The following is a 20,835-nucleotide window of genomic DNA, read 5'->3' on the forward strand; positions in this document are numbered from 1 at the left end:
TCCGCACGGTTCCGGGACCCGCCCCGGCCCGCCGCTTCAGCGGAGCCAGGGCAGGTCCGCACCCGCTTCGTCGGGCTGGAGTCCCTCGGCGATGATCCGCATGATCTCGCCGAGGGACTCCTGCTGTTCCGGGGAGAGCCGCTCGAAGACCGCCTGGCGCACGGCGGCCACATGGCCGGGCGCGGTGCGCCGCAGCACCTCGTAGCCCTCCTCCGTCAGGACGGCGAACTGGCCCCGCTTGTCGGAGGGGCAGTCCTCGCGGCGCACCCAGCCGTTCTTCTCCAGGCGCGCTATGGCGTGCGAGAGCCGCGACCGGGTGATCTTCGCCTGCATGGCCAGCTCGGTCATCCGCAGCCGGCGGTGCGGGGACTCGGCGAGCTTCACCAGCAGCCCGTAGTAGATGTGCGGCATGCCCGCGTCGCGCTGGAGCTGACGGTCGAGGTGGTCCTCCAGAAGGGTGCTGGCCTCGATGTACGAGCGCCAGACGCGCTGCTCCTCGCGGGTCAGCCAGCGAGGCTCTTCGGTGCGTGGTGCGGATGCGGGTGCCGTCTTCATGCATTCCACTCTACGAGACCACTTCTTGAACATTAAACAAACGGAGCGTAGGCTCGCGGAGGAGGTTGAGACTTAAAGCAATCGGTGCGTGGTCGAGCGCCCGGTCCCCGGAAGGAGCCGCCGTCATGTCCGCCGTCCAGGAGCGCATGCCCGTCCTGTACCTCAGCCACGGCGCGCCGCCGCTGGCGGACGACCCCGTCTGGCCCGGCGAGCTCGCCGCCTGGTCCGCCGCCCTGCCCCGGCCGAAGGCGATCCTCGTCGTCTCCGCGCACTGGGAGGAGGCCCCGCTCGCCCTCGGCGCCACCGGGACCGTCCCCCTCGTCCACGACTTCTGGGGCTTCCCCGAGCGCTACTACCGGGTGACGTACGAGGCCCCCGGCGCCCCCGCGCTGGCCGAGTCGGTGCGGAAGCTGCTGCGCGCCCCGGGCACGCCCGTGCAGGACGTCCCGGACCGCGGCCTCGACCACGGCGCGTACGTGCCGCTGGTCGAGATGTACCCCGAGGCCGACGTCCCCGTCCTGCAGGTCTCCATGCCGACCCTCGACCCGGTACGGCTGATGGAGACCGGGCGCAGGCTGGCGCCGCTGCGCGACGAGGGCGTGCTGATCGTCGGCTCCGGCTTCTTCACCCACAACCTGGCCGCGCTGCGGCACGGAGGCGTCCCCGCCTGGTCGGCGGAGTTCGACGACTGGGGCCGGCGCGCGCTGGAGTCCGGCGACGTCGACGCGCTGCTGGACTTCACGCGCAAGTCCCCGGCGGGCCCGCTCGCCCACCCGCGCACCGAGCACTTCGCGCCCCTGTTCGTGACGATGGGCGCGGCGGACGCGGCCGGGGACCTGCGCCTGGGGAAGTCGGTGATCGACGGGTTCTGGATGGGGCTGGCGAAGCGGTCGGTGCAGTTCGGGTGAGTCCCGGCCGGCCGGGCCGGCCGGCGGCCGCGTCCGGCCCGCCACCGCGTCGGCGGCGGCCCGGGGCCGGCCGCGCGGAACCTTCCGCCGGCGCCGTCCGTCTTCCGGGTGGGAGAACGGCCGGGGGTGGTACTCCATCCGGGTGAAGCCCGTGGTGCGGCATGTGACGGCCGTCTCGAGCGCGCGGGGGGAGCGGGGGCCGGTGAGGGGGTGACCGCCCTTCTCGGCGTCCGGCCTGACCTGGGCTTCCACGCGTTCCGCGGACAGTGCGCCGCGAGGTGTGGCGGGACAGGGTACTGCATGATCAGAAAGTTTGATGGGTGGGTTGGGAATTCTGTCCTGATTCCAGTCGTTGTTTCCATCAGATGCAGGGCACTCGGGCAGAGTCCGGAGGCAAGACCGGAGAGACCCGGAGACGGTGCCAGGCATCCGAAGGACCACCCGCTGACCCACCATCGCAAGGGAGCACGCATGGCAACCCGTGCCGTCGCCCGTCGTCAGTCCGCCACCGGCGAGACGGTCGACGCGGCAAGCAGTGTTCGCGCCACCGGCGGCGAGCTCGCCGACCGCGATCTGGTCGGCATGTACCTCGACGAGATCGCGCGTACACCGCTGCTCGACGCCGCAAAGGAGGTCGAGCTGTCCCAGATCATCGAAGCGGGTGTGTTCGCGCGGCAGGTCCTCGACGGCTACGAGGAGACCAAGGCGGACGCCACCCGTGAGGAGCTGGAGGCCCTGGTCGCCGAGGGCGAGCGGGCGAAGGACGTCTTCATCCGCTCCAACCTCCGGCTGGTCGTCGCCGTCGCCCGGCGCTACCCGCGCAGCGGCCTGCCCCTGCTCGACCTGATCCAGGAGGGCAACGCCGGCCTGGTGCGCGCGGTCGAGAAGTTCGACTACCGCAAGGGCTTCAAGTTCTCGACGTACGCGACCTGGTGGATCCGCCAGGCGATCACGCGGTCCATAGCCGACCAGTCGCGCACCATCCGCCTGCCCGTCCACCTGGTGGAGGAGCTGGGCCGGATCCGGCGCGTGCAGCGCGAGTTCAACCGGGAGCACGGCCGGGAGCCGGAGCCCGCGGAGATCGCCGCCGAGCTCGGTTCGACGCCGGAGCGCGTCGTCGACGTCCTCGACTGGGCCCGCGACCCGGTCTCGCTGAACATGTCGGTGGACGACGAGGGCGAGACCCAGTTCGGCGACCTGCTGGAGGACACCTCGGCGGTGTCCCCGGAGCAGTCGGTGCTGACGCTGCTGCGCAGCGAGGAGCTCGACGGCCTCATCGGCCGCCTCGACCCGCGCACGGCCTCCATCATCAAGATGCGGTACGGCATCGAGGACGGCCGGGAGCGCACGCTGACCGAGGTCGGCAAGGAGCACGGCCTGACGCGCGAACGCATTCGCCAGATCGAGAAGCACGCGCTGCTGGAGCTGAAGAAGCTGGCCCGCGACACCGGCTTCGAGGCGGTGGCGTGACACCGGCTTCGGGGCGGTGGCGTGACACCGGCTTCGGGGCGGTGCCGCGACGGCGGCGTGTACCGAGGCCCGCGACGCGTCGGTGTCCGTGACGCGCCGGAGCCGGCGGCGCCGCCGAGCCGGGCGGTACCGAGAAAGCCGGGCGGCGACGCGCTGCCGGCGGTGTGCGCCGGCGAGGGGTGCGCACGCCGGGTGGCGAAAGACCGCGCAAACCTGGCGCTGTAACGCCGCTTCAACCGGCAGGGGGCCGGGAACAAACCCTCAGGACCCACCAGTTCGGGCCGGGGCCACCGCCCCGCCCGTACCCCACCGAGCCAAGTCCCGACGCACTCCCCCCGGCGCCGGGACTCTCCCAGAGCCGGGCTTCGGCGCCTCCCCCCCGGGCGCCGGGCCCGGCTCCCTCTGTACGGCGGGGCAGCGGGGCCCCGCGTGCCTCCGGCGCCGCGGCGGGAGCGGGGGCGCCCGGCCGCCCGCCCCCGCCCTCCGTCAGCGCCCCGCCGCCCGGCTCAGTCGCGCTCCCAGCTCGCCCACGCACCGCACCAGTTCCTCCGGCTCGTGCACCCGGAACTCCACCCCGAGCAGCGCCAGCCGTGCCGCCGTCCACTCCACCGGGTCCTCGACGGTGGCCCGCAGGCGGCAGCTCGCCCCGTCGAGCGGCTCGGGCGCCCCCATCCAGGCCGGCAGCCGGGCGGCCACGGCCTCGGCGGACGCGGCGAACGTGACGGTGACGTCGTAGGCGTCCTGGTGCCGTCGTATCGACTGCCGCAGGTACGCGGCGGCGCTCTCCGCCGGCAGTTCCCGCGGGGCGAACCGCGCCCCCGTGGCGAACGGCTCGCTCACCCGGTCGACCCGGAAGGTGCGCCAGTCGGCGCGGTCGAGGTCGTACGCGACGAGATACCAGCGGAGCCCCGTCGACATCAGGCGGTACGGCTCGGTCAGGCGCCGCGACCCGGTGCCGTCCCCGGCGCGGTAGGCGAACCGCAGCCGCTCCCGCCCGGCCACCGCCGAGGCCATCACGGTCAGCGTCTCGGGCGCGATGCCCGGCCCGTCCCCGTTGGTCAGCGGGGTCGTGGCGGCCTGGAGCGTGGCGACGTGACGGCGCAGCCGGCCGGGCAGCACCTGCTCCAGCTTGGCCAGGGCGCGCACCGACGCCTCGTCCACTCCCTCGACCGCGTGCCCGGCCCCGGCGCGCAGTCCGACCGCGATCGCCACCGCCTCCTCGTCGTCGAGGACCAGGGGCGGCATCGCCTTGCCCGCGACGAGCCGGTAACCGCCGTCCGCGCCCTTGGTCGCCTGCACCGGGTACCCGAGTCCGCGCAGCCGGTCGATGTCCCGCCGGACCGTGCGGCGGGAGACCCCGAGCCGCTCGGCGAGTTCTCCGCCGGGCCACTCGCGGGGCGTCTGGAGGAGGGAGAGCAGGCGCAGCAGCCGGGCCGGGGTGTCCGTCGTCATGGACCCGAGGATGCCGGACCACTGGGACAGGTGCTGTCCTGATCCGGCCGTGGCCGCCTTCCCCGTCCCCTTCGGTCCCCGCTTCCGCTTCTCCTCCTTCTCGCCCGGTTTCAGACGGACGAAGGTCCGATCGTGCCCGGTTGGGGTTTGTTTAAGCCCGAAACTGTTTACTTTCCGGAAAGCCCGGCGTAGCGTTCCCGGTGAAACCACAGATTCGGGCATTGGTCGGAGGCGAGCAGGCATGTACGCGCCGGAACGGCAGCAGGAGATCCTCCGTCTCGCCCGGGACAGCGGGCGAGTGGACGTGGTGTCGCTGGCCGAGGAGTTCCAGGTGACGGCGGAGACCATCCGCCGCGACCTGAAGGCCCTCGACCGCGCCGGCCTGATCCGCCGGGTGCACGGCGGCGCCATCCCGGCCGGCCGCCTCGACTTCGAGCCGGACCTCGCCGAACGCGAGTCGACGGCGGCCGACGAGAAGGACCGCATCGCCAAGGCCGCACTCGCCGAACTGCCGGCCGAGGGCACGGTGATCCTCGACGCCGGCACGACGGTGGCGCGCCTGGCCGCCGCGCTCCCGCTGGAGGCCTCCCTCACCGTCGTCACGCACAGCCTGCCCATCGCGGCCCGCCTCGCGGACCATCCCGGCATCCAGCTCCACCTGGTCGGCGGGCGCGTACGGCACCGTACGCGCGCCGCCGTCGACGCCTGGGCGCTGCGCGCGTACGGCGAGATCCGCGCCGACGTGCTGTTCGTGGCGGCCAACGGCTTCTCCGCCCGGCACGGGCTGACCACCCCCGACCTCGCCGAGGCGGCGGTCAAGCGCGCGGCGGTGGCCGCGGCCCGCCGCGTCGTGCTGCTCGCCGACTCCACCAAGCACGGCCAGGAGCACTTCGCCCGCTTCGGCGCCCTGAGCGACGTGGACCTGCTGATCACCGACAGCGGGCTGAGCCCCGAAGACGCCGTCGCGATCGGGCGCGGCGGCACGGAAGTAGTGCGCGCATGATCCTCACCGTCACCCCCAACCCGTCCCTGGACCGTACGTACGAGGTCCCCTCGCTGGACCGCGGCGAGGTCGTCCGGGCCACCGGCGAACGCATGGACCCCGGCGGCAAGGGGGTCAACGTCTCGCGCGCGGTCGCGGCGGCCGGGCGGCGCACGGTCGCCGTCCTGCCGCTGGGCGGGGCGCCGGGCGCGGTCGTCGCCGATCTGCTGCACGCGCAGGGCATCGAGGTCGCGCCGGTCCCGGTCGCCGGAGCCACCCGCTCGAACATCGCGCTCGCGGAGGCGGACGGGATCCTGACGAAGATCAACGCGCCGGGTCCGGAACTGTCGCCGGCGGAGCAGGACCTGCTGCTGGAGACGGTGCGGCAGCAGTCGCGGGACGCCGACTGGATCGCCTGCTGCGGCAGCCTGCCGCGCGGTCTCGCGCCCTCCTGGTACGCCGAGCTGGTCGCGCGGGCGCACGCCGCCGGCGTGCGCATCGCGCTGGACACCTCCGGGCCCGCCCTGCGCCAGGCGCTGCGCGAACGGCCCGACGTGGTGAAGCCCAACGCCGAGGAGCTCGCGGAGGCCGTCGGGCGGCCCCTGGCCACCGTGGGCGACGCGCTGAAGGCGGCCGAGGAACTGCGGGAGTCGGGCGCGCGGGCCGTCCTCGCGAGCCTGGGCGCCGACGGGCAACTGCTCGTGGACGACGCGGGCGCCTGGTTCGGCAGCGCGCACGTGGACGTCGTCCGCAGCAACGTCGGCGCCGGCGACTCCTCCCTCGCCGGTTTCCTCATCGCCGGCGGCAGCGGGCCGGAGGCGCTGGCCTCGGCGGTCGCGCACGGCGCGGCGGCCGTCCGGCTGCCCGGCAGCGTGATGCCGGCGCCGGACGACCTGGACCCGGCCGCGGTGACGGTGACCGGTGAGGTTCCGGTGGGCCGTGCGCTGAAGGAGCCGGTGACATGACGCATCCCCTGCGGGCCCCGGTCCCGCTCCGCGCCGCGCTCGACCCGTTTCCGCCTGTTCTTCCCTTTCTTCCGATTCTTGTGGAATCGGTCCGTCAGGGGCGAGGCTCGGTCTTACTCGCCCCCTCCGCCCCGACCCCCCACCGCGTCCCCGTCCCCACCCTCGTCCCCACCCCCGCCCACCCCACCCCCCGGGCGATACGCGTGCGAAGGAGCTCGCGATGAGCGACATGATCACCGCGGATCTGGTCGATCTCGACCTGTCCGCCGACACCAAGGAAGCGGCGGCGCGCGCCCTCGCCGAGCGCATGGTGGCCCTGGGCCGGGTGACCGACCTGGAGGGTTTCCTCGCCGACGTGGCCGCCCGTGAGGCGCAGATGCCGACCGGCCTCGACGGCGGCATCGGCATCCCGCACTGCCGCAGCGCGCACGTCACCGAGCCGACGCTGGCCTTCGGCCGCAGCGCGCGGGGCATCGACTTCGGCGCGGCGGACGGCCCCGCCGACCTGATCTTCCTGATCGCCGCGCCCGCCGGTGCCGACGACGCCCATCTGACGATCCTGTCGTCGCTGGCCCGGCAGCTGATGAACGCCGAGTTCACCGACGCGCTGCGGGCGGTGGGCGACACGGCGGCAGCGGCGGCGCTGATCCGCGGGGACGAGCCCCCGGCGGCCGGCTCCGAGGACTCCGCAACGGCCGGTTCCGGAGCGACCGCGGCGGCCGGCGGCGGGGAAAGCACGGCGGCCGGTACCGGAGCGACCGCGGCGGCCGGTTCCCAGGACACCGTGGCGTCGGCGGGAGCGGCCTCTTCCGCCGCCGCCACGGGCACCACGCCGGCCGCGGACGGAGACGAACGCCCGTTCCGGGTCGTCGCCGTCACCTCCTGCCCCACCGGTATCGCCCACACCTACATGGCGGCCGAGTCCCTGGAGAACGCGGGCCGCGAGGCGGGTGTCGACGTCGTCGTCGAGACGCAGGGCTCGGCCGGCTTCACCCGGCTCGACCCGGCCGTCGTCGCGGCGGCGGACGCAGTGATCTTCGCCCACGACGTGCCCGTGCGGGAGAAGGACCGCTTCGCCGGGAAGCCGACCGTCGACACCGGCGTCAAGGCGGCCATCAACCGGCCCGCCGAACTGATCGCCGAGGCACGGCGGAAGGCCGCACGCGGCGAGGTGACGTCCGGACCGGCGCCCACGCCCGTCGAGCGCACCGGCGAATCCGGCGAGGGCTACGGCACCAAGCTGCGCAAGTGGCTGATGTCCGGCGTCAGTTACATGGTCCCGTTCGTCGCGGCGGGCGGTCTGCTGATCGCCCTCGGCTTCGCGATCGGCGGCTACGAGGTCAACAAGGCGCCGTCGGTCATGGACCACTTCGCCTGGGCGCAGGCCGACAGCTGGGGCGCGCTGTTCTTCCAGATCGGCGGAGCCGCCTTCGGCTTCCTCGTCCCGGTCCTGGCCGGCTACATCGCGTACGGCATGGCGGACCGGCCCGGTCTGGTGCCCGGCTTCGTCGGCGGCGCGATCTCGCTGACCATCGGCGCGGGCTTCCTGGGTGGTCTGGCGGCCGGCCTGATCGCCGGTGGCGTGGTGCTGGCGATCCAGAAGGTGAACATCCCGGCGGCGCTGCGCGGCATCATGCCGGTGGTGGTGATCCCGCTGATCTCCTCGGCGGTCGTCGGCTTCCTGATGTTCGTCGTCATCGGCAAGCCCATCGCCTCCGCGCAGAAGGGCATGACCGACTGGCTGAACGGCCTGACCGGCACCAACGCCGTCCTGCTCGGCGCCCTGCTCGGCCTGATGATGTGCTTCGACCTCGGCGGCCCGGTCAACAAGGTCGCGTACACCTTCGCCACGGCCGGTATCGCGGTCGCCTCCCCGAGCGACTCCGCGATGAAGATCATGGCCGCCGCGATGGCGGCCGGCATGGTCCCGCCGCTGGCGATGGCCCTGGCGACGACCGTGCGCGGCAAGCTCTTCACCCGGACCGAGCGGGAGAACGGCAAGGCCGCCTGGGTGCTGGGCGCCTCGTTCATCTCCGAGGGCGCGATCCCGTTCGCCGCGGCGGACCCGCTGCGGGTCATCCCGGCCTCGATGGCGGGCGGCGCGGTCACCGGCGCCCTGTCGATGGCCTTCGGCGCCACCCTGCGCGCCCCGCACGGCGGCATCTTCGTGGTCCCGCTGATCGGCAACCCGCTGCTGTACCTGGTCGCCATCGCGGCGGGCGTCTGCGTCACCACCGCCCTGGTGGTCGTCCTCAAGGGCCTGCGCAAGCAGGCTCCGGGCGGCGCGCCCCGGGGGACCGGTGAGGGCACGGCGGCCGAGGCGGCGGGGACGAAGCAGCCGGTGGCGGCGTAGGGACGACCACCGCGCCGCGCCGGGCCGGGTCCGCACGGGACCCGGCCCGGCGTCGCGCTGTCTCAGGGGACCTGTGCCGCCCGCCGCTCCATCGCCTCGCGGGCCGCGTCCTCGGTGGCGTACACCTCGCACATGTGCCGCCCGTCGGGCGTGACCGTGTGCTCGACCTCCCAGAGGGAGATCTCCTTGCCGTCGCGCAGCAGGAACGCGTGCTCGTAGAGCGAGAAGCTCAGCCCGGCGCGGCCCGCGCGGGTGGGCCGGCCGAAGACCTGCGTGATCTGGTGCGCGAACGCCGTGGTCAGTAACGCGGCCGTGTCCGCGCCCGGCCGGTCGGCGTTCTCCGCGCGGCGCAGCAGCCGGCGCGCGTGGTCCGCCGAGTCGTCGGGGACGTAGGCGTGCCGCCGGGCGGGTATCGGCGACAGCTCCACCAGCACCGGCAGTTCGAAGTCCGGCGTGTCCGGCGGCAGCGGCAGCCGCGTGGTGGCGGCGCGCAGCTCCTCCTCGTCGAGGTACACCTCGGCCTGCGGTTCGCTGCCCGGGGCGGTGTTGTGGACGAGTTCCCAGAGCGTGAGCGCGGAGCCGTCGGCGAGCAGCCAGGTGTGCCGGTACGTCTCGCGGTGCAGGCCCGCGCTGTGGTGCGCGGAGTGCAGCGAACTGTCGTGCGCCAGCGCGCAGTCCAGTCGCCGTATCGTCTCGTCGGGCAGCTCGAACGAGTTCAGGGCGCGACCGAGGAGCCGCGCGAGGTGCTCCTCCGGAGACCCGGGCGACTCGGGTGGTTCGTACGCTGCCGTCTCGTACGGAACGCTCAAGGCTTCTCCCGGCGTTGCTGCATGTCACCTTGTGGGTGCATACCGTAGCCCCTCGGCCGGACATCATGTCCGGGAACCGAGAAAACGTACGCCCGGAAAACGCGCCGGCCGCGCGAAAAGTTCCCGTGCTGCCCGACACACCGTCAAATTCTGCTGTATAGACGGCACTTTCGCGGATCCGGCCGTTCGGCGGCGTGTTCCGGCCGTTGTCCGGTGCGGCCGTCCGGTCGGGGGCTCCACGGTCACGAAGCCCCGGCGAGCGGGCTGTCGCGGACCCCTGCCGACGCAGCACCGGCCGGTGCCCCGGCCGCCGAGGGGCGCATCGCCCCGCCTCACCGGTGGCCGCCCGGCCGCCGTGGACGAGGACCCCGTACCTCTTCGGACGCAGCGGGCACGGTACAACCGGAATGCCGTACTCGCTGTCGGAGCCGGCCGCCGTACGTCCGCCCGCGTCCCCGCGGGCCTCCCGGGGACCATCCGTCCGCCCGTGGTGCGCGGGCCTCGTCACCGGCCGCCGTACAGCTCCCCGTACGACGGCCACTCCCCGCCCGGCCCGGCCACCGGCTCGGCCGCGCGCACCGCCCGTACGATCGCCCGCGTCACCACGTCCGCGCCCGCCGCGAGAACCTCGTTCAGCGCGAGGGGGTCGACGGCGTCGAGCCGCCGTCTCCCGGTCGCCAGCGCGAACACCGTGTCCCCGTCGTTGAGCAGATGCACCGGCCGTACGGCGCGCGCGATGCCGTCGTGCGCCGTGCCGGCCAGCTTCTGCGCCTGCGCCCTGGACAGGTTCGCGTCCGTGGCGACCACGGCCAGCGTGGTGTTGAGCGGGGGAGGCGGGCTCTTCGCCGCGGCCTCGGCGAGCCGCCGGCGCGCGGCCTCGTGCACCCGCCTCTGCGGACGCTCCACGCGCCGTCCCTGGAACAGCTCCTCGTACAGCTCCCCGTACAGCACCCCCGTTCCCGGATCCATCGCCGATCCCGCCGCGTTGGCCACCACCAGCGCGGCCACCGTGATCCCCGAGCCCAGGACGGTGCTCGCGGTGCCGACCCCGCCCTTCAGCGCCCCGACCGCGGCCCCCGTGCCGGCGCCCACGCAGCCCTCCCGCACGGGCGTGCCCGGCGCGCTCGCAGCGGCCTCCTCCACCGCGGCCCGCCCCGTGGCGGCGTCCGGCCTCGCCCGGAAGTCGCCGCCCCGGCCCAGGTCGAAGACGCAGGCGGCGGGCACCACCGGCACGACGTGCGCGGGGTCGGCCCCCACGCGCACCCCGCGCCCGCGCTCCTCCAGCCAGGCCATCACCCCGGACGCCGCGTCGAGCCCGTACGCGCTGCCGCCGGTCAGCACGATCGCCTCGACCTTCTGCACCACGTTGCGCGGGTCGAGCGCGTCGGTCTCCTTGGTGCCGGGGCCGCCACCGCGCACGTCCACGGCGGCGACCGCTCCGCCCTCCGGGGCGAGTACCACCGTGGTGCCGGTGAGCCATCCGTCGCCGCTGCGGGTGGCGTGCCCGACCCGCACACCGGTCACGTCCGTCAATGCGTCAAGTGTCATGGCGCCAGTGTGGTGCAGCGGTGGCGGGCGGCCGGGGTGGCGCCAGCCGGGGCGGCCAGGCGGCGGTCGAGGTGGCGGGGTGACCAGGTGGCGGTCGGGGCAGGGCCGCGAGCGGACAGCGGCGGCCGGGGGCAGAGCGGTGATCGGGGTGGCCGGGAGGACGGAGAAGGGACCGGGGTGGCCGGGCGGCGGCCGGGACGGCAGAGAAGTGATCGGGACGCCGGACGCCGGCCGGGAAGACGGGGAAGGAATCGGGATGGCCGAACGGAGGCTGTCGGAGCGGCCGGGCGGTGATCGCGTGGTCCGGCGGCCGGCAGGCACGCCCCGCCGGCCGTCCGCTCCATCGCCGGGGCGTGGGCCGTACCCTGGACGCATGAGTACCGCCCCGGACCCCGAGCCCCGCGCGCCGAAGCCCGCGCTGGTCTTCGACGACCCGCTGGACCAGCAGTCCTCGGACGACACCGACCGCGGGTGGGGCGAGCGGACCGAGAGCGACGCCGCGGCCGACCTGAAGCGCTTCCTCGACGAGAAGCCGCCCCACCACCTGTGAGCAGTCCGGGCGCCCCACGTCACCGCCGCGCGGACCGCCCGCCGTCGGCGGACCGCCTGCCGTCACCGGGCGCACTGCCCGCCCCGCCGCCGCGCGGACCGCGCACGTCCCCCTGAGCGGTCCGCCCGGCGGGCTGCCCCGCGTCACTGCCGGTCGTGGCCCGAGCCGCGCTGTGCGACCAGCGCGTCGCGGATCTCCTTCAGCACCTCCAGTTCGGTCACCTCGACCGTTTCGCGCGTGCCCTCCTTCGCCTTTCTGCGGGCCTCCTGCCGGGCCAGGTACTTCGACATGGGCAGGACCATCAGGAAGTAGACGACGGCCGCGGTGATCACGAAGCTGAGGGTGGCCCCGAGGACCGAGCCCCACAGGATCGGCACACCGCTCGTCACGGTGCCGTCCGGGGCCACCCTGCACGGGTCCTTCAGACAGGAGCTGTAGCCGTCGAGGTTCTTGGTGCCGATCGCGCCGACCAGCGGGTTGATGATCCCCTTCACCACCGAGTTGACGATGTTGGTGAAGGCCGCGCCGATGACCACCGCCACTGCCAGATCGACGACGTTCCCGCGCATCAGGAAGGTCTTGAAACCCTGCCAGACGCCCGGTCCCCTCTTCTCGCTCACCGGAAGACCCCTTTGTACAAGTCGCGGAACAAACCGCTCCGCAACCTACGTGAGCGCTGGACCGCCCGGCCCACCCCCCTCCCTCGAACGAGGGACTTGACAACATCAGCACACCGTCACCGCCAACTGTGCCGTGGCGCCCGCGCCGACCAGCCGGGGCGCGGTGGCACGCGGCACCGCGAGCACGACCAGAGCCCCGCTCCCGGCGGCTTCGCTCAGCGGCTCGGGCACCCTGGTCACCCGCACCCCGCGCGCCACCACCCGGGCGTCGCCGCCCGCGTCCCCGGCCACGACCACGTCGACCCGGTCACCGGGCCTGAGCAGCCGTACCGTGGCCGCGTCGGCGATCCGCACCGGCGCCGACACCAGCTCCGGGCCGCGCCGCTGCCCCGCCGGCCCGGTCACCGGATGGCCGCGCGCCCGCTCGGCGTCCCGCGCCCCCGCTCCCTGCTGCGGACCGGCCGCCACCAGGGCCGCCGCCGTCACGGCGAGCCCCGCGGCCACGGCTCGCCGCCGGTGCCGCACCAGCCGGTGCAGCTGATACCGACCGCCGCGCACCCGCACGGGAGCGAAGTGCGGCACCTCGCAGGGGGGCGGAGCGTCGCTGCCGAGGGGACGGGACGCGGAGGAGGAGGAAAGGGAGGACGGAGAGGAAGAAGAGGAAGGAACCGACGGCAGGGAAGAGGACGACGGCAGGGAAGAGGACGACGGCGGGGAAGAGGACGACGGCGGGGAGTAGGGCGACGGAAGGGACACGGTGATCACCACCTGCGACGGGGAGCCGGTTTGCGATCCCCACGATGGGGCTTTCCGCCGCCGCTCGCCGGGGCCTGTGGATCCGCAGCCGGGGTGTGGACAACTCCCTCACCCGAACGGGAGGCTCCGCCGGGAGGCCCCGTGCTGTCCCGCGTCCCGCGACTACGGCAGCGCGAACCCCGGATCCATCCCGCCCAGCGCCGTCGCGCACAGGCAGTCCCGCTCCGCGGTGGCCGGCAGCGCGGCCACCGCGTCGAACAGCACGCCCCGCAGCCGGTCCACGTTCGCGGCGAACACCCGCAGCACCTCGTCGTGGGAGACGCCCTCGCCGGTCTCGGCGCCGGCGTCGAGGTCGGTGACGAGGGTCAGCGAGGTGTAGCAGAGCTCCAGCTCACGGGCGAGCGCGGCCTCGGGGTGGCCGGTCATGCCCACCACCGACCAGCCCTGCGCCCGGTGCCACAGCGATTCGGCGCGGGTCGAGAAGCGGGGTCCCTCGACCACGACCAGGGTGCCGCCGTCCACCGGCTCCCAGTCCCGCCCGCGCGCCGCCTTCAGCGCGACCGCCCGCCCGGCGGGGCAGTAGGGGTCGGCCAGCGACACGTGCACCACCTTCGGCACCGAGCCGTCGGGCAGCGGCAGCCCGTCGAAGTACGTCGACGCCCGGGACTTCGTACGGTCGACCAGCTGGTCCGGCACCAGCAGGGTGCCCGGCCCGTACTCGGGGCGCAGGCCGCCCACCGCGCACGGGCCGAGCACCTGGCGCACGCCGACCGACCGCAGCGCCCACAGGTTGGCCCGGTAGTTGATCCGGTGCGGCGGCAGATGGTGGCCGCGTCCGTGCCGGGGGAGGAAGGCGACCCGCCGACCGGCGACCTCGCCGAGGAAGAGGGAGTCGCTGGGCGGTCCGTAGGGGGTGTCCACCCGGACCTCGGTCACGTGGTCCAGGAACGAGTAGAAACCGGAGCCGCCGATCACGCCGATCTCGGCGTTCGCCTTGTTCGCCATGTCCGCACCCTAGCCGCCGCCGGGGACGCGGAGGACCCCGCCGCCGGACGGCGGCAGGGTCCTGTGGGAAGGGGTCCTCCGGGGAGGGGGCGCCTCAGGCGGCGTTGCTGCCGGCCGAGCCGGCGGCCGAGGACGAGCTCGACGAGTCCGAGGAGGAGGACGCCGACGAGGACGACGAGGAAGAGGAGGACGACGACGCCGGCGAGCTGCTCGACGACGAGCCGCGGCTGTCGTTGCGGTAGAAACCGCTGCCCTTGAAGACGATGCCGACCGCGGAGAACACCTTCTTCAGGCGGCCCTTGCAGGCGGGGCACTCGGTCAGGGCGTCGTCGGTGAACTTTTGCACCGCCTCGAGGCCCTCGCCGCACTCGGTGCACTGGTACTGGTAGGTCGGCACTGTCTTCCTCCTGGCACTCTCACTCAATGAGTGCTAACGATGGTCCATAGTGACGCATTCCCCGGGATCAGTCCACCGAGAGCGGCGCGCGGTGACCGACGCCACGCGCGACGGTGCGGCCGCGGGGCGGTGTCACCAGCCGCGACCGCAGCGCCAGCAGGGTCACCAGGGCCAGCGCCGTGCCGCCCGCCGGCACCAGGAACCCGGCGCCGCCCCACAGACGGTCCTCCAGCTGCCCGGCGACGGTGACGGCGGCCGCCTGGCCGAGCGCCACGGCGCCGGTCAGCCAGGTGAAGGCCTCGGTGCGGGCGCCGGCCGGGACCAGGTCCTCGACGAGGGTGTAGCCGGTGACCAGCGCGGGCGCGATGCACATGCCGACCAGCAGGCCGAGACCGCCCAGCAGGAGCGCCGAGTGCGCGGCCCACAGGCCGGACGCGGTGAGCGCGAGGGCGGCGTACCCCACGACCAGGCGCCGGTGCGGGAGCACCCGCCAGGCGACGGCGCCGCAGACGAGGCCGGAGATCATGTTGCCCGCGGCGAAGACGCCGTACAGGACGCCGTTCAGCCCGGGCTCGCCGATCGCCTCGGTGAACGCGGCCAGCGAGACCTGCATGCCGCCGAAGACGGAACCGATGCCCAGGAAGGCCACGACCAGGACGCGCACCCCGGGGACGCGCAGCGCGGAGGCGCGCGCCGCGCGCGCGGGCCCGCCGGTGCCGCCGGCCGGGGGCTGGGTGCTCCTCCGCGCGGCGAACAGCAGACCGCCCAGCAGGGTCAGGGCGGCCTCGGTGACCAGGCCCGCGGCCGGGTCGACGGCCGTGCACAGGGCGGTGGCCAGCAGCGGGCCGACGACGAAGGTCAGCTCGTCGGTGACGGACTCGAAGGCCGCCGCGGTGGTCATCAGCGGCGAGTCCTTCAGCTTCACGCCCCAGCGGGCGCGCACCATGGGCCCGATCTGCGGCACCGAGGCGCCCGTGGGCACCGCCGCCGCGAACAGCGCCCACAGGGGCGCGTGGGCCAGCGCCAGGGCGGTCAGGGCCAGGCCCGAGACCGCGTGCACCAGGACGCCGGGGAGCAGCACGGCGCGCTGCCCGTAGCGGTCGGCGAGACGGCCGCTGTAGGGGGCGAACAGCGCCATGGAGACGCCGGTGACGGCCGCGGCGGCGCCCGCCGCGCCGTACGAGCCGGTGGTGTGCTGCACCAGCAGCACGATGGAGATCGTGAGCATCGCGAACGGCTGGCGCGCCGCGAAGCCGGGGAGCAGGAAGGTCCAGGCGCCGGGGGTGCGCAGCAGCCGGCCGTACCCCGGGCGGGAGGGCGGCGCCGGATCCCCCGGGTTCTCCGGCTCCCCGGATCCCCCCGGACCGCCGGACCGCTCCACCTGCCCGGGCCTCTCCCGCTTTCCGGAACGCTCCGAGGGTCCTGCGGTCTCCGCGGCTCCTGCGGTCTCTGTGACCTCCGTGGGCTCCGCGGCCCCTGTGACCTCCGCGGGCCCTGAGTTCTTCGAGCTCATCGAGTCCATCGACGTGGTGACCGTGGATTCCACGGCCGTGCCTTTCCGCCGCCTGGTAGCGCGGGCCCTTCGGAAGAGGGCGCGGGCGCCGAGAGCTGTCCTCTTGCGCGGACTGCGGTAGATACCGGGGCCCGCCCGCGGTCCCAGCGGTGACGGGAGCCTTCCGGCCGCCATACGGTCGCGCCAGCTCTGCGTCAGGCAGAGTTGGTTCGATCAGGTGACGCCTTTATCGTACAGGGATCACGGCTGCTGTCCCTGTGAAAACGAGCACCACACGCGCGTTCACCTGTGATTGTCCTCCGCGTCGTTCACCCCGAGCCAGCCGGCCAGCTTGCCGCCGCGGCCCACCGCGAGCAGCCGCCGTTCCGCGGCGTCCCGGACCGGGTCGGTGGCGACCACGAGCAGCTCGTCCCCGCGTTGCAGCACCGTCGTCGGCAGCGGGACGAAGGACTCGCCCGCGCGCACGACGAGGGTGACGGCGGCACCGGGCGGCAGCCGCAGCTCGTTGATCTCGACGCCGTGCATCCGCGACCCCTCCGGGATCACCACGGACAGCAGATGCCCGCGCAGCCGTTCCAGGGGCGCCGACTCGATGCCCAGGTCCGCGGCGGCCTCGGCGCCCCGGCCCAGGTGCAGCTTGCGGGCCAGCCACGGCAGCGTCGGCCCCTGGACCAGCGTGTAGACGACGACCAGGACGAAGACGATGTTGAAGATCCGGCGGCTGGCCTCGACGCCCTCGACCATGGGGATGGTCGCCAGGATGATGGGCACGGCGCCGCGCAGCCCGGCCCAGGACATCAGCGTCTGCTCCTGCCACGGCACCCGGAACGGCAGCAGGCACAGCACCACGCTCAGCGGGCGGGCCACCATGGTCAGCACCAGTCCGATGACGAGCGCGGGCACGATGTCGTCGCCCAGCTCGTGCGGGGTGACCAGCAGGCCGAGCAGGACGAACATGCCGATCTGGGCGATCCAGCCGAGCCCGTCGGCGAACCCGCGCGTGGCGGGCCAGTGCGGCAGCTTGGCGTTGCCCAGCACCATGGCGGCGAGGTACACGCCGAGGAAGCCGCTGCCGTGCGCGAGGGCGCCCGCCGCGTACGCCATGACCGCGATCGCCATGACCGCGATCGGGTAGAGGCCGGAGGCCGGCAGCGCCACGTGCCGCAGCCCCCAGGCGCCCAGCCAGCCCACCGCGAGCCCGATGGCGGCGCCGATGGCCAGCTCCAGCGCGATCTCGCCCAGCAGTACGTACCAGTGGTCCACCGGGCCGGCCGTGGAGAAGGCGACCACGAGGATGACCACCGGGGCGTCGTTGAAGCCGGACTCGGCCTCCAGGGTGCCCGTCACGCGCGCGGGCAGGGGGATCCTGCGCAGCACCGAGAAGACGGCCGCCGCGTCCGTCGAGGAGACCACCGCCCCGATGATCAGGGCCTGGCGCCACTCCAGCCCGGTCAGGTAGTGCGCGCCCGCGGCCGTCACGCCGACGCTCACCGCGACCCCGGCCAGCGCCAGCGTGGAGGCGGCCGGCAGGGCGGGCCTGATCTCCCCCCACTTCGTGCCGAGACCGCCCTCGGCCAGGATCACGACCAGGGCCGCGTACCCGATGACCTGGGTCAGTCCGGCGTTGTCGAACTGGATGCCGCCGATGCCGTCCTGGCCCATGGCGATGCCGATGCCCAGGTAGACGAGCAGGCTGGGGAGCCCGCTGCGCGAGGAGATCCGGACCGCTGCGACGGCGACGAGCAGGACGAGCGAGCAGACGAGCAGGAGCTGGTTGAGGTGATGGACAGTCAGCGGCCGTTCCCTTCCCTGGCAGCGCGCACCGTGCGCGCGTGCTCACGGACATCGCACACGAAGCCACGGCGTCCCGCGGCCGACCACTTCGTTACCTTACCTAACTCTTGACGATTTCTTGACGTTCGTCCTGGCAGGATCGAACGCTCGCCCGCCCCGGTTGCGGACTCCGCGTCAAGGGGCGCCGGGCCCTACGCCTATGGTTGCTCCAGCGCTCAGTTAAAAGCACAGCCCGTCTGCCGCTCGTGTTAGGACAGCAAGGACAGCGATGCCCCCCACCAACACCGCCTCTTCGGGTCAGCAGCCCGGCAAGTCCGGCAGGAAGAAGGGGCGCAAAGCCCGCTTGATCGTGCTCGTGCTGGTGCTGGCCATCATCGGTGGTCTCGCCTACGGGGCGTACTGGTCGATCAGCACCGTCCGCGCCTCCTTCCCGCAGACCAAGGGCTCGATCACGCTGCAGGGCCTGTCGGGCCCCGTCGACGTCAGGCGCGACGGCTACGGCATCCCGCAGATCTACGCCTCCTCCGACGAGGACCTGTTCATGGCGCAGGGCTACGTCCAGGCGCAGGACCGGTTCTACGAGATGGACGTCCGCCGGCACATGACCTCCGGACGCCTGTCGGAGATGTTCGGCGAGAGCCAGGTCGACAACGACGAGTTCCTGCGCACCCTGGGCTGGAACCGGATCGCGCAGCGGGAGTACGACACCGAGCTGTCGGCCTCGACGAAGAAGTACCTCCAGGCGTACGCCAAGGGCGTCAACGCCTACCTCGACGGCAGGGCCGGCCAGGACATCTCCCTGGAGTACGCCGCCCTGGGGTTCACCAACGACTACGCGCCCGAGAAGTGGACCCCGGTCGACTCGCTCTCCTGGCTGAAGGCGATGGCCTGGGACCTGCGCGGCAACATGCAGGACGAGATAGACCGCGCCCTGATGACCAGCCGCCTGGACGCGAAGCAGATCGCCGACCTGTACCCGCAGTACCCGTACAGCCGGAACAAGGCGGTCGTGCAGCAGGGCGAGTACGACCAGCTCACCGGGACGTTCGGGAGCCAGAGCAGCAGCGGCGGCACCGGCACCGGGACGGGCGTCGGTACCGGGACGGGCACCGGCACCGGGACGGGCACCGGCGTCGGGACCGGCACCGGCACGGCCGGCGCCTCCGCGGGGACGGCCACCGGCACCTCCGCCCTGGAGAGCCAGCTCTCGGGCCTCCAGGACGTCCTGGACGACCTCCCCACGGCCGTCGGCGTGAACGGCAACGGCATCGGCTCCAACGCCTGGGTGGTGCGGGGGAAGCACACCATCACCGGCAAGCCGCTGCTGGCCAACGACCCGCACCTGTCGGCCTCGCTGCCGTCCGTCTGGTACCAGATGGGCCTGCACTGCCGCAGCGTCTCCGACAAGTGCCGGTACGACGTCACCGGTTACACCTTCGCGGGCATGCCCGGCGTGATCATCGGCCACAACCGGGACATCGCCTGGGGCATGACCAACTCCGGCGTCGACGTCACCGACCTGTACCTGGAGAAGATCACCGACGACGGCTACCTGTACGACGGCAAGGTGGTGCCCTTCAAGACGCGCGAGGAGACCATCGAGGTCGCCGGCGGCTCGCCCAAGAAGATCGTCGTCCGGGAGACCAACAACGGCCCGCTGCTGTCCGACCGCGCCGACGAACTCGTGAAGGTCGGCAAGAAGGCCGCCGTGGACACCGCGGCCCCCGACCGCGGCGACGGCTACGGCGTCGCGCTGCGCTGGACCGCCCTGGAGCCGGGCACCACCATGGACGCCGTCTTCGCCATGAACCGGGCGGCGGACTGGAACGACTTCCGCGAGGCGGCCGCGCTGTTCGAGGTGCCCTCGCAGAACCTGGTCTACGCCGACACCAAGGACAACATCGGCTACACGCTGCCCGGACGGATCCCCACCCGCGCGGAGGGCGTCGACGGCTCGGTCCCGGTGCCGGGCTGGGACTCCGACTACCGCTGGAAGGGCTACATAGAGCAGGACGAGCTGCCGTACGAGTACAACCCCGCGCGCGGCTACATCGTCACCGCCAACCAGGCCGTGGTCGACCAGGACGCGTACCCCTACACGCTCACCACCGACTGGGGGTACGGCACCCGCAGCCAGCGGATCACCGACCTGATCCAGCAGAAGATCGACGACGGCGGCAAGATCTCCACCGACGACATGCGCCAGATGCAGATGGACAACAGCAGCGAGATCGCCAAGCTGCTCGTGCCCGCGCTGCTGAAGATCGACACCAAGGACAAGGACGTCCGCGAGGCGCAGAAGCTGCTGGAGGGCTGGGACTACACCCAGGACGCCGACTCGGCGGCGGCCGCCTACTTCAACGCCGTCTGGCGCAACGTCCTCAAGCTCGCCTTCGGCAACAAGCTGCCCAAGGAGCTGCGGGTCAAGGGCCAGTGCCTGTGGGTCGAGCCGGTCAACACCACCGGGCCCGCGGACGAGGCCGGCAAGGTGCGCGAGTGCGGCCAGCGCGAGGCCGGCCAGGCGCAGCCCGACGGCGGCGACCGCTGGTTCGAGGTGGTCCGCAACCTGATGGACGACGAGAACAGCGCCTGGTGGACGACGCCCAAGGCGGGCACCCGCCCGGCCGCGGACAACCGCGACGAGCTGTTCAGGCGCGCCCTGATCGACGCCCGCTGGGAGCTGACCGCCAAGCTCGGCAAGGACATCGACTCCTGGAGCTGGGGCCGGCTGCACCGCCTGTTCCTGAAGAACCAGACCCTGGGCACCGAGGGTCCCGGCTTCCTGCAGTACGCCCTCAACCGCGGCCCGTGGGAGCTCGGCGGCGGCGAGGCGACGGTCAACGCGACCGGCTGGAACGCCGCCGGCGGCTACGGCGTCGTCTGGGTGCCGTCGATGCGGATGGTGGTCAACCTCGGCGACCTCGACAAGTCCCGGTGGATCAACCTCACCGGCGCCTCCGGACACGCCTACAACAGCCACTACACCGACCAGACGGACAAGTGGGTCAAGGGCGAACTGCTGACGTGGTCGTACTCGAAGAAGGCGGTCGAGGACGACACGAGCGACACGCTGGTGCTCAAGCCGTGAGCCGCTGAGCCGTGAACCACCGGGAAGGGCCCTTCGCGTGCGCGCGAAGGGCCCTTCCGCTCGTGCGGTG

17 protein-coding genes are annotated in these 20,835 nt (G+C 73.3%); 7 read left to right on the top strand and 10 right to left on the bottom strand.

Translation table 11 applies throughout. The features are described 5' to 3' along the window. Positions 1 to 36: 36 nt before the first annotated feature. The gene (locus ABD363_RS14000) at positions 37 to 555 is read right to left on the bottom strand and encodes a MarR family winged helix-turn-helix transcriptional regulator (protein ID WP_344603137.1); all 519 of its coding nucleotides are present in this window, start codon (positions 553 to 555) and stop codon (positions 37 to 39) included. 146 nt (positions 556 to 701) lie between these two features. Between ABD363_RS14000 and ABD363_RS14005 the strand changes: the two genes are divergently transcribed. After that, a complete protein-coding gene (locus ABD363_RS14005) occupies positions 702 to 1,463 on the top strand; it encodes a dioxygenase family protein (protein ID WP_344603243.1) in 762 nt (253 codons plus the stop codon). 471 nt (positions 1,464 to 1,934) lie between these two features. Next, complete coding sequence (locus ABD363_RS14010) at positions 1,935 to 2,933, top strand: sigma-70 family RNA polymerase sigma factor (RefSeq protein WP_344603139.1); 999 nt, start codon at positions 1,935 to 1,937, stop codon at positions 2,931 to 2,933. A 486-nt stretch (positions 2,934 to 3,419) separates the two neighbouring features. Here ABD363_RS14010 and ABD363_RS14015 read toward each other — a convergent pair whose 3' ends face one another. Beyond that, positions 3,420 to 4,385 carry a helix-turn-helix transcriptional regulator gene (locus ABD363_RS14015; protein ID WP_344603141.1) on the bottom strand — a complete coding sequence of 322 codons (966 nt, stop codon included), beginning with the start codon at positions 4,383 to 4,385 and terminating at the stop codon, positions 3,420 to 3,422. Positions 4,386 to 4,626: 241 nt separating this feature from the next. Between ABD363_RS14015 and ABD363_RS14020 the strand changes: the two genes are divergently transcribed. The 3 genes from ABD363_RS14020 to ABD363_RS14030 all read left to right on the top strand — a co-directional run bounded on the left by ABD363_RS14020 (position 4,627) and on the right by ABD363_RS14030 (position 8,685). Next, the gene (locus tag ABD363_RS14020; protein ID WP_344603143.1) at positions 4,627 to 5,388 is read left to right on the top strand and encodes a DeoR/GlpR family DNA-binding transcription regulator; all 762 of its coding nucleotides are present in this window, start codon (positions 4,627 to 4,629) and stop codon (positions 5,386 to 5,388) included. Beyond that, positions 5,385 to 6,332 (top strand): 1-phosphofructokinase, encoded by a 948-nt coding sequence (gene pfkB, locus ABD363_RS14025; RefSeq protein WP_344603145.1) that lies wholly within the window; start codon positions 5,385 to 5,387, stop codon positions 6,330 to 6,332. Before ABD363_RS14020 ends, pfkB begins: the two co-directional genes overlap by 4 nt. A gap of 220 nt (positions 6,333 to 6,552) precedes the next feature. After that, on the top strand, positions 6,553 to 8,685 hold the full coding sequence (locus ABD363_RS14030; RefSeq protein WP_344603147.1) for a PTS fructose transporter subunit IIABC: 2,133 nt from the start codon (positions 6,553 to 6,555) through the stop codon (positions 8,683 to 8,685). 62 nt (positions 8,686 to 8,747) lie between these two features. On the opposite strand, the gene ABD363_RS14035 is transcribed toward ABD363_RS14030, so the two are convergent. Both ABD363_RS14035 and ABD363_RS14040 read right to left on the bottom strand, forming a co-directional pair. Then, positions 8,748 to 9,494, bottom strand: coding sequence for a DUF6227 family protein (locus ABD363_RS14035; RefSeq protein WP_344603149.1), 747 nt, complete (start codon positions 9,492 to 9,494; stop codon positions 8,748 to 8,750). Positions 9,495 to 9,998: 504 nt separating this feature from the next. Then, positions 9,999 to 11,042 (bottom strand): P1 family peptidase, encoded by a 1,044-nt coding sequence (locus ABD363_RS14040; RefSeq protein ID WP_344603151.1) that lies wholly within the window; start codon positions 11,040 to 11,042, stop codon positions 9,999 to 10,001. 373 nt (positions 11,043 to 11,415) lie between these two features. Here ABD363_RS14040 and ABD363_RS14045 point away from each other — a divergent pair, with 373 nt between their 5' ends. Continuing rightward, positions 11,416 to 11,592 carry a hypothetical protein gene (locus ABD363_RS14045; RefSeq protein WP_344603153.1) on the top strand — a complete coding sequence of 59 codons (177 nt, stop codon included), beginning with the start codon at positions 11,416 to 11,418 and terminating at the stop codon, positions 11,590 to 11,592. A 143-nt stretch (positions 11,593 to 11,735) separates the two neighbouring features. Here ABD363_RS14045 and mscL read toward each other — a convergent pair whose 3' ends face one another. The 6 genes from mscL to ABD363_RS14075 all read right to left on the bottom strand — a co-directional run bounded on the left by mscL (position 11,736) and on the right by ABD363_RS14075 (position 17,677). Next, entirely contained in the window at positions 11,736 to 12,212 is a 477-nt protein-coding gene (mscL, locus tag ABD363_RS14050) for a large conductance mechanosensitive channel protein MscL (protein WP_344603155.1), read from the bottom strand. A 105-nt stretch (positions 12,213 to 12,317) separates the two neighbouring features. Continuing rightward, positions 12,318 to 12,794, bottom strand: coding sequence for a CpaB family protein (locus ABD363_RS14055; protein ID WP_344603157.1), 477 nt, complete (start codon positions 12,792 to 12,794; stop codon positions 12,318 to 12,320). 336 nt (positions 12,795 to 13,130) lie between these two features. Then, on the bottom strand, positions 13,131 to 13,973 hold the full coding sequence (locus ABD363_RS14060) for an S-methyl-5'-thioadenosine phosphorylase (RefSeq protein WP_344603159.1): 843 nt from the start codon (positions 13,971 to 13,973) through the stop codon (positions 13,131 to 13,133). 94 nt (positions 13,974 to 14,067) lie between these two features. Continuing rightward, positions 14,068 to 14,370 carry an FmdB family zinc ribbon protein gene (locus ABD363_RS14065; protein ID WP_344603161.1) on the bottom strand — a complete coding sequence of 101 codons (303 nt, stop codon included), beginning with the start codon at positions 14,368 to 14,370 and terminating at the stop codon, positions 14,068 to 14,070. A 67-nt stretch (positions 14,371 to 14,437) separates the two neighbouring features. Further along, the gene (locus ABD363_RS14070; RefSeq protein WP_344603245.1) at positions 14,438 to 15,664 is read right to left on the bottom strand and encodes an MFS transporter; all 1,227 of its coding nucleotides are present in this window, start codon (positions 15,662 to 15,664) and stop codon (positions 14,438 to 14,440) included. A 501-nt stretch (positions 15,665 to 16,165) separates the two neighbouring features. Then, entirely contained in the window at positions 16,166 to 17,677 is a 1,512-nt protein-coding gene (locus ABD363_RS14075) for a potassium/proton antiporter (RefSeq protein WP_344603247.1), read from the bottom strand. A gap of 268 nt (positions 17,678 to 17,945) precedes the next feature. Between ABD363_RS14075 and ABD363_RS14080 the strand changes: the two genes are divergently transcribed. Beyond that, on the top strand, positions 17,946 to 20,765 hold the full coding sequence (locus ABD363_RS14080) for a penicillin acylase family protein (protein ID WP_344603163.1): 2,820 nt from the start codon (positions 17,946 to 17,948) through the stop codon (positions 20,763 to 20,765). Positions 20,766 to 20,835 lie beyond the last annotated feature (70 nt).

It is taken from the genome of Streptomyces glaucus, from assembly GCF_039533365.1.
Classification (GTDB): domain Bacteria; phylum Actinomycetota; class Actinomycetes; order Streptomycetales; family Streptomycetaceae; genus Streptomyces; species Streptomyces glaucus.